This window comes from Marinovum sp. 2_MG-2023, assembly GCF_030548265.1.
GTDB lineage: Bacteria > Pseudomonadota > Alphaproteobacteria > Rhodobacterales > Rhodobacteraceae > Marinovum.
Window position 1 is genome coordinate 109380 of the sequence record NZ_JAUOSD010000010.1, and the last position, 12887, is coordinate 122266.

Below are 12887 nucleotides of genomic sequence, written 5' to 3' on the forward strand. Positions count from 1 at the left end.
GTGGCGCCGCATTTCCGGCGGTTCATCCGCCGCCAGAGTATTGCCCGATACCCGCCCCGGCATGGTCGCGGGCCGGTCCGGCGTGGCATCCTTGCGCGACACTTATGCCAAAGGAGGGCCCCAGTGCTGGCCATTTTCCAAGATATTCAGGCCCGTTTGAACGACACACCCCACCTGATGCGGCTTGGGCGGTTGTTTTCGGAAACCGTGCTGATCGAGATCGACAGCGATGAATTCTATCTGCGCTTTGATCGGGGCCGGCTGGTTGATGTCACCCCCGGACCCAGCCGCAAGACGCCCTGGCGTTTTGCCCTGCGCACCGATGCAGAGGCCCTGCACCGGTTCTGGTGCGCCCGGCCCGAACCGGGGTTTCATGACATCTTTGGTCTGGTCAAAATCGGCCGCGGGCGGATCGACGGCGACATTCTGTGCCTCGTCAAGAACCTGCGGTTTTTCAAAGACGTCATGGCGCTGGCGCGTCACAAGGAAGGGGTCACCGCATGAGCATAGAACCGATCACAGGCCGCTATCTGACCGTTGATGTCGCGGGCGCGCCCCGGCGGATTTACTTTGAAGAAGCCGGTCAGGGGCAGGCTGTTCTCTGTCTGCATACCGCTGGCGCGGACAGCCGCCAATGGCGGCATCTGATGAACGATGCAGAGGTCACCGCCACGCATCGGCTGATTGCCTTTGACATGCCCTGGCATGGAAAATCCCTGCCGCCGGAGGGGTTTGAAACCGAAGAATATCTTTTGACCACAGGGGCCTATATCGAAACCGTTCTGGCGGTGATCGACGGGCTTGGGCTTGAAAAACCGGTGCTGGCGGGCTGTTCGATGGGTGGGCGGATTGCATTGCAACTGGCGGCGCTGCATGGCGACAGGTTCAGTGGTTTCATCGCGATCGAGGCGTCGGATTTTCAATCGGCCTGGTATGACATCGACTGGTTTCACCGCCCCGACGCCCATGGTGGCGAAATGGGGGCGGCGCTGGTGTCAGCCAATATTTCGCCCTTTGCCCCCGATCAAGAGCGGTGGAACACCCTTTGGATGTTCATGCAAAGCGGCCCCGGTGTGTTTCGCGGCGATCTGAGCTTTTACACCCAGGACAAAAGCCTGATTGACCGGCTGGGCCAGATAAAGACCGACAACACCCCGGTGCATATGATCGTCGGGGCCTATGATCTGACCTGCACGCCCGAAGATGCCCGGCGCACCGCCGCCGCCATTCCCGGGGCGACACTTGCCGTCATGGACGAGCTGGGGCATTTCCCGATGAGCGAACACCCGGCGGGGTTCCGGCCCTTCTTTGTCGATGCATTGGGGCGTATGCCCGGGGCGCGGTCGCAGGCGGCCTGAGCCTTTTGGCGGATCGCTTGGGCTGTGGTCAGTCCGGTGATCCGTCCTGTGGAGTGGGGCGCATAAGGCGCGCGGCCAGTGGCGCGCCGATGATCACGATGACAACGCGCGTCAGGTGATGCGTGATCACATAGCCAAGATCCGCCCCCGCCACGATTGCCAGCACGGTCATTTCGGCCTGTCCGCCCGGCGCGAATGCCAGGAAGGCCGGCACCGGCAACCCCAGGCCCGCCATCGTGACCAGACCGGCGAACCCGGCCGCCAGCACCGCCAGCAAAAGAACATAGGCGATCCCCGCCGCCACCACCCGTGTGGCTTCGGCCCATGTGACGCCGATGAATTGCACCCCGATCCCGCAACCAATCAGGAATTGCGCCACCAGAATGGCCTCGGCCGGGGGGCGAAAGTGGATCACACCCGACAGCGACAGCGCCGCAGTGACGATCATCGGCCCAAGGATGGATGCGCCGAACAACCCGATCCTTTCGCCACCTTTCCAACCGACCAGGGCCGCAAGGGCCATGAGAACCAGTTCGTGCACCGGCAGGCTGGCCATTGGTGCGCCTATCGGGTTGCTCAGGGTTGCGCCGTATAATTGCGTCAGGATGATCGGTGCGACCGCCACGATGATCAGCACGCGGGTGGCGTGCACCAGCGACAATGCACGCGGATTGCCGCCCGCTTCGATGCCAAAAATCACCATGTCCTGCAATCCGCCGGGCATGGCGGCGTAATAGGCGGTTGGCGCGTCGAACCCCCAGACCTTTCGAAAGAAGGGCACGCCGACAAGGGCGATCATACAGATGAACACCGGGATCAAGGCGACCGAAAGCGCCATGCGCGGCAGTTCGGCCAGAACGTCCGGCGTGACCGAGGCACCAACGGCAACCCCCAGAATTGTGCGCGCCGCAATCGAAACCTGGCCGAACCCCTTTAGCGGCACATGCAGCAAGGCCCCGACAAGACAGAATGTCATCGGGCCAAACAGATAGGGCAGCGGCAGGTCCAGCCACCAGAACAATGCGGTGCCGGCCAGGGCCAGAATGACGGTTGTGCCGCGGCTGATGGCGGGGTGGTGCAGATCCTTGCGCAAACGAGTCTCCTCTGCGGCTTGACCCGTGATGCATACGCTTGTATCCACCTGTATGCAATATGGATGAACCTGAAATGCCCAACGATGACGACAGCGCCCCGCAGGGCAATGCCGCCTATATCAAGTTGCTGGATGCGCTGCGCGCGGGCCGTATCGGCCCCGGTGACCGGCTGCGCGAAACCGAGCTGGCGGAACAGTTCGGCGTGTCCCGCACCCCTGTGCGCGAGGCCATTCGCCAGCTGGAGGCCGACGGCATCGTGACACATATCCCGCGTCAGGGGGCCAGCATTCGAACCCTCGACTATGCCGAGGTCATGGATCTGTATGAAATGCGCGCGGTGCTGGAAGGCACAGCAGCAAGGCTGGCGGCGCGGGCCGCGTCGGATATCGAAATCGACGAGCTTTTTGATATGAACAATGCCTTGGCCAAGGTCGGACATGGCCCAGAGGCCTTTGTCCTGAACCGGCAATTCCATGCCGCGATTCTGGATGCGGCCAAGAACCGGTTTCTGTCACGGTCGATCAAGACACTGCAAAAGGCGCTGATGATCCTTGGCCCGACCACCCTGACCGAACCGGATCGGTTTGAAAAAGCCGCCAGGGAACACATGGACATTCTGGAGGCGATCAAGGCGCGTGATGGTCAGCGCGCCGAAAGCGCGATGCGCACCCATATCGAAACGGCGCAGCGGGTGCGGGTGCGTGCCCTGCGGGCGCGGCCGAGCTTTGACGGTGATATGCTGTAACCGGGATATGCCGGGCCGCTGGATAGAGCGATCCGCCAGACCGCTGGGTGAAGCAGGGGTTAAAACACAGGCCAAATCAAGGGCCAGATTTCGGGCCAAATTTGGGCCTGACGTCAGCGGGAAATCCTGATCCCGATCTTGCCCAGATGTGTCGTGGCCAAAAATGCCTCTTGCGCGGCGCGCAGATCACGCAGGGGGAAGGTCTCTGCGATCATGGGTTGGATTTCACCCGCTTCGATATAGCGGATCAGATCGGTGAAGACGTCCGGGGCCTGACGGGTGCTGCCGATCAGGGTCAGATCCTTCAGATAGAGCGTTCTGAGATCAAGCTCGACAATCGGGCCGGCAATGGCCCCCGAGGTCACGTAACGCCCCCGGACAACCAGCGCATTCAGCAATTCGGACCAGCGTGCCCCGCCCACAAGGTCCAGCACCACGTCAAAGGCATCTTCGGGCAGGGCAGCGTCACGGTCCAGAACGGCATCGGCCCCAAGCGCGCGCAGCGCCGCCATCTTGGCCGTGCTGGTCACAGCCGTGACATGCGCCCCCCGCCGTTTTGCCAGCTGCACCGCCGCCGAACCAACCCCGCCAGAGGCCCCGGTGATCAGCACCCGTTCGCCGCCCAGGGCCGCCCGCTGGATCATGCCCTCGGCGGTGGAGAAAGCGCAGGGAAAAGACGCAAGCTCGACATCCGTGCGGGGGCTTTTTATCTGCACCGCATGGTCGGCATCGACACAGGTGTATTCGGCGAAACCGCCGTTCAATTCCGATCCAAAGGTGACAAGCGTGTCGGGCTCCGCGCCTCTGGGGCGATGCATTGGTCGCACCAACACGCGTTGGCCCAGACGCGCGCTGTTGACGTCCGCGCCGACGGCCACAATCTCTCCGCAGCAATCCGCACCCTGAATGCGCGGAAAGCTGAGCGCCCCGGACCAGCCGCCATCACCATCCGACAGGCCGCCATATCCATCAGTGGCCGCTGTGGCGGTGTCGCCCCGCACGGATTTGGAATACCAGCCGGTGCGCGTGTTCACATCCGTATTGTTCACCGAAGAAGCGCCAACGCGGATCAGCACCTCTGCCGCGTTGGGGCGGGGAACCGGCATATCGTCGCGCCATTCCAGCTTTTCCAGCCCGCCGTGACCGGTCAGCACAACGGCGTTCATTGTTTCGGGAAGGGCCATTGCTGTTTTCTCCAGTGTAGAATGATCGCTCTACTTGCGTATGTAGAGCGCCCGTTCTACATGGTCAAGCATGACAGATACGATGGGCAAGATCTCGGCAGGACTAGAGCGCGCTTTTGCCAGCCGCGGCTTTGCCGAGCCGAGCGTTGATGACCTGCGCGACGCTGCGGGCGTCAGCCTGCGCACCTTGTACAAATACACGCCTTCGCGCGCGGAAATGGTGCTTGCGGCGCTGGAGTTTCGCCACCGCCGTTATCTTGTCCATGTGTTTGATGGGCTGCCGTCAGATCCGCAGAGGGCGCTGGACGCGATTTTTGGTCGTGTGGGGGATTGGATGGCGACCGAGACGGCGCATGGCTGTCTCTTTCATGCGGCTGTCGCGGCGGATCCGGGCAGCGCTCCGCTGCGCGGTTTGCTGGACCGTCACAAGGCAGAGGTGGCGCAACGTGCCGCGGAGGTATGCGACTTGGCGCGCGCCGAAGACGGCCAGCAAACGGATGCGGGCACGGCGTTTCTCTTGATCCTTGAGGGGTTGACCCAGACCTGGCCGCTGCGGGGCAGGGCGGCGGTCGATGCCGCCAAACAGCTGGGCCAAATGCTGCACCAATCTGCGCATTGATCGGCCATTTCCGGTTTCGCGGCCCTGCTGTTGCGGGCTCAAACGACCGTTGCCGACCAAAACGAATTGTGCCCCGGATATCCGGGGCACGCGATGGATCTTTGATCTGCTGTCCGGCTGGTGTCAGCCTGATTTCTGGTCCCGCGCGGGCAAATTAATCTGTCGCCCACGCGGGATGCGGGGCGGTCAGCCCAGCCAGGTCTGGTAATCGCTGACCAACAGATGCTTTGGATCGGTGTCTTCTTCGATTTTGGCAAAGCGGCCGATGGGATCGCGAAAGATATTGTCGGTTTCGTCGTCGTTCACGGTCGACACTTCACCAATCAGAACATCGCCGCCCTCACCCCAGAACGCATGCCAGTCACCGGGCATCAGCGTGACGCTTTCCCCCGGTGCCAATTGCAGCTTTTCACCCGGGGCATAATCGCGCTGAATACCGTCGCAGAACACGGTGCCGCCGCGATCCTCGGCAAATTTGCCCTGATCGTCCGATCCGAATAGCTCTACCACCAAAGTGGCGCCGCCGCGGTTGATGATGTCCTCGGCCTTGATCACATGGGTGTGCATCGGGCTAAGCTGATCCTGACGCGAAATCAGCAGCTTTTCGGCATAACACATGCCGCCACCGCGTTGCAGATCGGCCAGCCGCCCATTGCGCAGGGTAAACAGGAACAGGCCCATCTTGTCGAAATCGCCATCGCCGTAATCCGTGATGTCCCACCCATTGCGCGCGTCGATCACATTGCGGGCCTTGTCCTTGTTTGCCTTGAACTCTTCCGGGGTCCAATAGGCAAAAGGCGGCAGAACAAACCCGAATTGACGCATCATGTCGTCGGCGTTCTGAATAATATCATTGATACGGGAGCGTTTCATGCTGCGACCTCGTGGGTTTCAAGAATTTCAATCACCATTGCAGCAGTCCAGGTAAAATGCGCGCCACCGCAGGGTTCTGCGGTGATCGGGTCGTAATATTCGGCAAAGCCGCTTTGATGAATCAACCGAACACAGTCGGCCATGATGCGGCTGACCATATCCATTTGTCCGGCGCGTTCCAACCCGTCGGCGATCATGTAATTGACGATAAGCCAGACCGGCCCACGCCAATAGCGCAATCCGTCAAATTCGGGCGTGGTCGGATCGTGGCTGGGCACGAGATAGCCGCAGGTTTCGGCCAATGTCGCGATCCGGGCCGACAATGCGGCGGTCCTTTCGGGCGGGAGCGGCGCAAAAGCCGCCAGAATGCCGGCAATCGACGGGCTGTCGATCAGGCGGTCAATGGTGCGATCAAGGCACAGATACTGGCCGCGTGCACCACACCAGAGCGTTTCCATCGCCGCGCTGCCGCGATCTGCCATGGCCTGGGCTTGTGCGGCGATCTCTGGCTCGTCCAGTTGTTGGGCAAGTGCGGCCAGATCGGCGCAGGACCGGATCAGGATTGCGTTGAAGCCGGGATCCACCACCTGAAAGGGCGAAGCATCATGAAGCTGGTCATTGTCCCAGCCCAGCTCGCGGAAGCGCTGCACCAGCCAGATGTAGCGTTTGTATTGTTCGTCGGTCGGGCGGTGCGCCGGATTGGCATGGGTGGTGTCGCGCCGGGTAAAGGGCTGTACCCCCTCGGTCGGGACACGTTCAAACGCCTTGTCCCAGTCGACCGAATTGTCACGGCCGGATTCCCAGGGGTGAATGATGGCGACCAGCCCGGTGCCCTGGGGGTCACGGCAGCGAAAGAACCATTGATGCCAGGCATGGATGCGCGGCAGCAAGGCACGCGCGCGTTCGGTTGCCAGTGTCTTGTCGCGGGCCCGTTCGAAAATCCGTCGCGCGGCAAATCCCGTCACCGGGGGCTGGGTAATCCCGGAGGTCGGTGTGGGCTGCTGGGTGCCCCAGACCTCAGGCCCCGGAAAATACCCTTCGTCCATCTGATGAAAGATGATGTGCGGCACCATGCCGTCATCCCATTGATGTTCAAAGAGTGTGGCGATCTCGGTCCAGGCGCGGGCCTCGTCGAAATGGGCAAATCCCAGCGCGCTCAGCGCACTGTCCCAGTTCCACTGAAACGGATAAAGCCCATGCGTCGGCACAGTATAGGTGCCACGATCATTGTCGCGAAGCACCTGCTTCGCGTGTTCAATCAGTTCATTTGTCATCAAAGAGCCTCAGGCAACCGCAAGGGTTGTTTCAGGATCGAACCAGCGGACGCGGTTCGATTGCGGAGCAAGGGTGAGCACCTCGCCGGGGCGGACGGTCATGTCACTGTCCAGCACGGCGCGGAACAGCGATCCGTCGATTTCGCAGGTAACCAACAGATGCGCGCCCAGCGGTTCCACCACTTTTGCGGTGGCTTTCAGGCCCTCGGCGGCGGGCTGCATATCCTCGGGGCGGATGGCAAATTGCAGCTCTGGCTTGTCGGCGGTTGGGCCATCGAACAGCTGACCCGCCACGGTCCATTTTCCGGCGCCGGCCGGTTTGGCCCTTAGAAAGTTCATCGGCGGGTTGCCGATGAAGCTGGCCACGAATTCGGCCGAGGGATTGCGATAGACCTCGATTGGCGAGGCCGCCTGAACGATCCGGCCCTGATGCATGACGCTGATCCGGTCGGCCATGCTCATGGCTTCGACCTGATCATGGGTCACATAGATTGCCGTGGTCTTGCTTTCGGCCAAAACGCCCTTGAGCTCGGCGCGCATTTCCATCCGCAACAGCGCATCCAGGTTCGACAGCGGTTCATCCATCAGGATCACATCCGGTTCCATCGCCAAGGCGCGGGCCACGGCAACTCGCTGACGCTGGCCGCCGGACAATTCACCGGAATAGCGTTTCAACAGCTGGTCAATATGCATCAGCGATGCGGTGCGTTCGACCCGGCGCGTGACCTCGTCATTTGGCAATTTCTGCATCCGCAGACCAAAACCGATGTTTTCAAACACCGTCAGATGCGGAAACACCGCATAGTTCTGAAACACCATCGCGATTCCACGGTCTTTTGGCGACAGATGGTCAATGCGCCGCCCGCCAATCCAAACCTCGCCCGAGGTGGCGGTTTCCAACCCGGCGATGATCCGCAGCAACGTGGATTTGCCACAGCCCGACGCCCCGAGAAGCACCATGAATTCCTGATCTGCAATGGTCAGGTTGATGTCGTGTAGCGCCTGATAGGCGCCAAAGGTCTTGGCGACATTCTTGATCTGAATTTCAGCCATTTTCTGGTTCCTTTGTCTGGTCGCCGGGTGTTGATCGGGCGCCTGGCCCATCAATTCCGGTGTTCACGTGGCCGGGGTCGCGGATCATCGGTTGGCGATGCCCCACATGGCGAAGAGGTATTTGCGCACCGCAAAGATAAAGATCAGCGCAGGCACAACGAGGATGAAGCCACCGGCAAATTTGAGATGCAGCGGCGAGGTGTCGAGGTTCTGCAACAAGAAGGCCGTCAGGGTGCGGTTTTCGATGGTCAGAACCGCCGCGGCAAACACCTCGTTCCAGGAAATCACAAAGGCAAAGATCGCGCTGGCGGTGATGCCGGGCAGGATCAGCGGCAACACAACCTTCTGAAAGGCGGTGAGCCGGGTACAGCCCAGGGTCCAGGCCGCTTCTTCCAGCTCTATCGGGATGCCGGAAAACAGCGAAAAGGTGATCAGGACCGAAAACGGAATGGCCAGCGTGGTATGCACCAGCGCAAGGCCCAGCGCCGTGTCATCCAATCCGGTGCGAATGAACATCACCGCCAGCGGCAGGGCCAGCAAGGGCAAGGGAAAGGCCCGCGTCAGCAGGATCAGCAGCCGAAAGGTGCCCTTGCCGCGGAATTCGAACCGCGACAAGGCATAGCCTGCCGGCGCGCCGATAACGATTGACATGACCATCGTCATCCCCGCCACCAGAACCGAGTTCTTGAGCGCCGACAGCATCCCGGCAAATCCGGCAAAGAAGGTCAGGCTGCCCAAATCAAATTCGGGAAAGAACGGTTTGGGAAAGCTGTTGACCGTTTCCGGCGATGACAGGGTGTTGATCATCAGGAAATAGATCGGGACAATCACCCAGGCACAGAGCAGAACAACGCCCGAGACATAGAGAAACCTGCCTGCGCTGCGGGTGTTGGTCGCCGGTGTCGCGTCGGGGTCTGGTTGCGGGTCCGGCACAGATGCGGCCATCGAGGCTTGGCTCATATCGAAGCTCCTTTCGGAACGCGCAGGACGCGCAGGATGATCAGGGTAAAGCCGATCGAAATGGCAAGGATGATAAGCGCCATCGCGGCCGCAGCCCCACTGTTGAGCAGGTCAAATTGATAGGCATAGGTTTCGCCCATCAGAACCGGGAAGAGCGTGCCCCCAAGGGCGGCGACCACGGCGAAAATTTCGAATGCCAGGATCACCCGCAGCACCAGCGCGGTTTGCAAAGATGGCCGCAGCATCGGCAGGGTGATGCGCAAAAACCGTTTCCAGGGCGATGCGCCAAACACCTCGGCGGCTTCGTAATATTCCTTTGGGATCAAACCGATACCCGCCACGAGGATCACAAGCATGATCGCGGTCGCCCGCCAAATTTCGGCCAGGGCAATGGCCAGGAACACAACGCCGGGGTGTTGATAGGACAGGAAATTCACCGGCTTGTCGACCACGCCGAGCCCGTTCATCATCGTGTTGAGAAACCCCGATTGTTCAAAGATCGCCAACCATATCAGCCCAGCCGCCAGATCGGAAATGCCCAGCGGAATGGTCCAGATATAGAGCACCAGATCGCGCCCCCTTTGCATCCGCGTCACCATGGTTGCCATCAACAGCGACAGCGCCAGCTGGATCGGGACAACGGCAGCGGCCAACAGCAACGTGTTGCGCATCGAGATCGGAAATTTCCAATATGTGGTGACTTCGCGAAAGTTCTCCATGGTGAAGCCGGCCCCGGTGCTGAAGGCCTGTTTCGCTACCAGCACAAAGGGATAGAGAAAGAACACACATAGGAACAACGTGACAGGCAGAATCAGGACGTACGGCAATATCCGTGCGTTCATGGCGGCACTCCTATCTGGCGCGGGCACGCCAACAAAGGGACGAAAAAGGCGAGGAATGGGGGGGGGTGTTCGGACCGACAGGGATCAGTCCGAACAGGTCGAGGGCGGGAGGACCCTATTCGACCGGGCAGGCACCTTCGGAGGGTGCATCCGGGGCCCAGCAGGGCGCGCCGGTTTCATTCATGATCTCGATCAATGTGGTTTTCTGATCGTCCAGCACGGTGCGGATGTCCTGGCGGGCCAGAATGATCCGTTCAAACGCATCGACGAAGACACGGTTGAAATCACCGCCCTTTTCGCCAAGACCGGCGGGCAGAAGGCCCGGGTTTGCATCGGCAGAGCCGCTCATCTTGGCCACGGCAGCCCCGGCGGCCTGTACCGATGGCGGCAGATCGCCCGGCAATTCAACATCCACAACCGGGAAGAAGTTGGTCGCGCGCAGGGTCGCGATCTGGGTTTCCGGTTTCAGCATGTATTCCACCAGCGCCTTTGAGGCCTCCATGTCCGGTGTGGTGCGCGGGATTGCGATCCCGGCCAGAACCGGCATGAAGCCACGACCGGCAGGACCGGCAGGGGCCGGGAAGGCGACGAAATCGTCGGGCCGTTCATTAAAGGCCTGAGCCAGGCGAGAGGTGTGATCGAACACGATCCAGGCATCCCCCGACAGAAGCTGTTCCTGCATGAACGAGAAATTGGTCGAACCGGGGTTGGTATGTTCCCAAAGTTCGCGGAATTTTTCCCATGCGGTCACCGCTTCGTCGGAGGCAAAGGTGCGGACAACGCCATTGGTGTAAGACGGATAGAGATAGCCCTGAAAAAAGCGGTGTTTCAGACCCTTGGGGCCTGCGGGAAAGCCGAATTTCGGCTCGCCGGCCGCCTCATGGGCATTTGCGGCCCATGCAATCAGCTCGTCATAGCTGAGCGCGTCGATGTCGGCCCCTTCGGGCAAATACTGCAACGCGTCCTTGTTCGCGGCCATGATATAGCTGGCCTGCATCCAGGGCATGTATTGCATCTGATCGGTGCCGATTTTGGCCAGATCGTTAAACGTGCCGCTTGCGGACATCATGCCAAGGTCGCCGACATCCACAAGATCGTCGGGGTTCATCGCCGAGAAATTGCCATGCAGCGCGCCCAGCAGGCCGATGGAGCCGGAGTTGGCCTGAAGTTCCGCATTGAACCGGGTCAGCCAGGCGCCGACCTCGTTCGATTGATAATCAACAGCGTCGTCAAATCCGGCCAGCACCTGTTCGCGCATGGCCTGGCTTTCTTCGACCGGGTTGGCCTGGGTTGACCAGAAAAGAATATCGGCCTGTGCGGCAACGCCGGCACAGGTGATCGCAATACCGGACGCAGCGCCGGCGATTTTGTGAAATAGGGTCATGGTTCCTCCCAGAACTGAAATTCGGGGCCGACCTCCCTGTCGGCACCCGTACAAAGTTGACCAATCCCGCACTGGATGCGTTTCGGTCTGCGGGGGCAAGACAGCGGTTTGGCGCGGGGCGCGCGGTCACCGAATCTCTCACCCGATGCCTAAATATGATATAACGATATATCTTCTGTCAACGAAAATTGAGCGGGTGAACAGGGGGCTTTGGTGGGAAAAATCCAGACCGGCCTACAAGATCATTGTTTTTCGGGCCGAAATCGCGCAGATTCTGCCAAATGGTTATATCAAAGGGCGCCGGGAATTTGTCAGGCAAACCAACCCTCAGCACCGTGGCAAAAGAGGCCGGCGTTTCGATTCCGACCGTAAGCCAGGTGTTGCGCGGCACCGGGCGCATTTCGGAAAAGACCCGGCAAAAGGTGCTGCAGGCGGCCAAGAAGCTGCGCTATATCCCCGATGCCCGCGCGGCGGCGATGCGGTCCGGCGAAAACCGGGAAATCGGGTTTGTTATCAACCAGTTGATCAACCCGTTCAATGCCGAGGTCGTCAGCGGCGCGGTCGACCAGCTTGAGGCCGCGGGTTATTTGGTGTCGATCGTCGACACGCGGGATGATGCCGAACGTCAGTCCCGCCAGCTTGAGGCGTTCATCCGCCACGGGCGGGGTGGGTTGCTCTGGGTTCCGGCGATTGAAACCCCGGATGAGGCTTTTGATCTGCTGGCGGCACAGGCGATTCCAACGGTGACCTTCCTGCGGCATGTGCGGCGCGATTTCGATCATGTCGGCATCCGAAACGCCGAGGCGACGGCCACGGCCACGACCTATCTTGCGGATCTGGGGCACCGGCGCATCGCCTATCTGGGTGGTTCGCACAAAACCCCGGTGCGCCGCGAACGGGTTGCCGGATATCGTCAGGTGACCGCCGCGCGCGGGTTGGGGCCGGATCTGATCTGGAGCTGTGAAGACAACAAGCTTGCCGGGCTGGAGGCGATGCAAGCCCTGCGCCGGGATCACCCGGACATCACGGCGGTGGTGTGCAATGGGGATATGGTGGCGATTGGTGCAAGTCTGGCGTTGCTGCGCTCCGGGCAGACGCCGGGCGTCGATGTCTCGATCATCGGATTTGATGACATTCAGGATGCCGCTGTTGCAACGCCGCCCCTGACGACAATGGCGGTGTCACCCCATAAACTTGGCAGCAAGCTGGCGCAGGTTCTGCTTGACCGCATCCGCGATCCCGAGATGCCATCCACCGTGTCCGAGGTTTCGCCGGTTCTGGTGAAACGGGAAACCACCGGCGCACCGCGCAAAACCCCCTAGGAACACCAATGCTGCAGTGGGGGCGTAGACAAACGCAACCTGCGTTTGGCCCATATGATGGGTTGCCCCAAGGTGAGCCAAACGCAAGCCTGCGCCACATTGTTAAACACGACGGGTTTTGATGTCCGTTGTGGCCGGAACAAACCGGCAAGACACTTTTTAAACGGCGCAGAACTCTT

At 60.7% G+C, this 12887-nt stretch carries 13 protein-coding genes; 5 read left to right on the plus strand and 8 right to left on the minus strand.

Features of this window, described 5'->3' with window-relative positions; all coding sequences use genetic code 11:
* Positions 1–123 precede the first annotated feature (123 nt).
* On the plus strand, positions 124–504 hold the full coding sequence (locus Q4577_RS13060) for a hypothetical protein (RefSeq protein WP_303469662.1): 381 nt from the start codon (positions 124–126) through the stop codon (positions 502–504).
* Positions 501–1358, plus strand: a complete 858-nt coding sequence (locus Q4577_RS13065) for an alpha/beta fold hydrolase (RefSeq protein ID WP_303469664.1) — start codon at positions 501–503, stop codon at positions 1356–1358. Before Q4577_RS13060 ends, Q4577_RS13065 begins: the two co-directional genes overlap by 4 nt.
* A gap of 28 nt (positions 1359–1386) precedes the next feature.
* Here the strand turns inward: Q4577_RS13065 and Q4577_RS13070 are convergent, their stop codons facing one another.
* Entirely contained in the window at positions 1387–2451 is a 1065-nt protein-coding gene (locus Q4577_RS13070; protein ID WP_303469666.1) for an AbrB family transcriptional regulator, read from the minus strand.
* Positions 2452–2525: 74 nt separating this feature from the next.
* Between Q4577_RS13070 and Q4577_RS13075 the strand changes: the two genes are divergently transcribed.
* Entirely contained in the window at positions 2526–3197 is a 672-nt protein-coding gene (locus Q4577_RS13075) for a GntR family transcriptional regulator (RefSeq protein WP_303469668.1), read from the plus strand.
* 113 nt (positions 3198–3310) lie between these two features.
* Here Q4577_RS13075 and Q4577_RS13080 read toward each other — a convergent pair whose 3' ends face one another.
* The gene (locus tag Q4577_RS13080) at positions 3311–4381 is read right to left on the minus strand and encodes an alcohol dehydrogenase family protein (RefSeq protein ID WP_303469670.1); all 1071 of its coding nucleotides are present in this window, start codon (positions 4379–4381) and stop codon (positions 3311–3313) included.
* Between the two features lie 70 nt (positions 4382–4451).
* Here Q4577_RS13080 and Q4577_RS13085 point away from each other — a divergent pair, with 70 nt between their 5' ends.
* Positions 4452–5000, plus strand: a complete 549-nt coding sequence (locus Q4577_RS13085; protein WP_303469671.1) for a TetR/AcrR family transcriptional regulator — start codon at positions 4452–4454, stop codon at positions 4998–5000.
* A 186-nt stretch (positions 5001–5186) separates the two neighbouring features.
* On the opposite strand, the gene Q4577_RS13090 is transcribed toward Q4577_RS13085, so the two are convergent.
* The 6 genes from Q4577_RS13090 to Q4577_RS13115 form a co-directional block, all read right to left on the minus strand.
* Positions 5187–5873, minus strand: a complete 687-nt coding sequence (locus tag Q4577_RS13090) for a D-lyxose/D-mannose family sugar isomerase (protein WP_244690516.1) — start codon at positions 5871–5873, stop codon at positions 5187–5189.
* Positions 5870–7147 (minus strand): amylo-alpha-1,6-glucosidase, encoded by a 1278-nt coding sequence (locus Q4577_RS13095; RefSeq protein WP_303469672.1) that lies wholly within the window; start codon positions 7145–7147, stop codon positions 5870–5872. Before Q4577_RS13095 ends, Q4577_RS13090 begins: the two co-directional genes overlap by 4 nt.
* Before the next feature lie 9 nt (positions 7148–7156).
* Positions 7157–8200, minus strand: a complete 1044-nt coding sequence (locus Q4577_RS13100; protein WP_244690520.1) for an ABC transporter ATP-binding protein — start codon at positions 8198–8200, stop codon at positions 7157–7159.
* Between the two features lie 84 nt (positions 8201–8284).
* Entirely contained in the window at positions 8285–9160 is an 876-nt protein-coding gene (locus tag Q4577_RS13105) for a carbohydrate ABC transporter permease (RefSeq protein ID WP_244690522.1), read from the minus strand.
* Complete coding sequence (locus Q4577_RS13110) at positions 9157–10002, minus strand: carbohydrate ABC transporter permease (protein ID WP_303469674.1); 846 nt, start codon at positions 10000–10002, stop codon at positions 9157–9159. The genes Q4577_RS13105 and Q4577_RS13110 overlap by 4 nt, the downstream gene beginning before the upstream one ends.
* 115 nt (positions 10003–10117) lie before the next feature.
* Positions 10118–11386, minus strand: coding sequence for an ABC transporter substrate-binding protein (locus tag Q4577_RS13115; RefSeq protein ID WP_303469676.1), 1269 nt, complete (start codon positions 11384–11386; stop codon positions 10118–10120).
* Positions 11387–11694: 308 nt separating this feature from the next.
* On the opposite strand from Q4577_RS13115, the gene Q4577_RS13120 reads away from it, so the two are divergent.
* Positions 11695–12708 carry a LacI family DNA-binding transcriptional regulator gene (locus tag Q4577_RS13120; RefSeq protein ID WP_303469677.1) on the plus strand — a complete coding sequence of 338 codons (1014 nt, stop codon included), beginning with the start codon at positions 11695–11697 and terminating at the stop codon, positions 12706–12708.
* Positions 12709–12887: the final 179 nt, after the last annotated feature.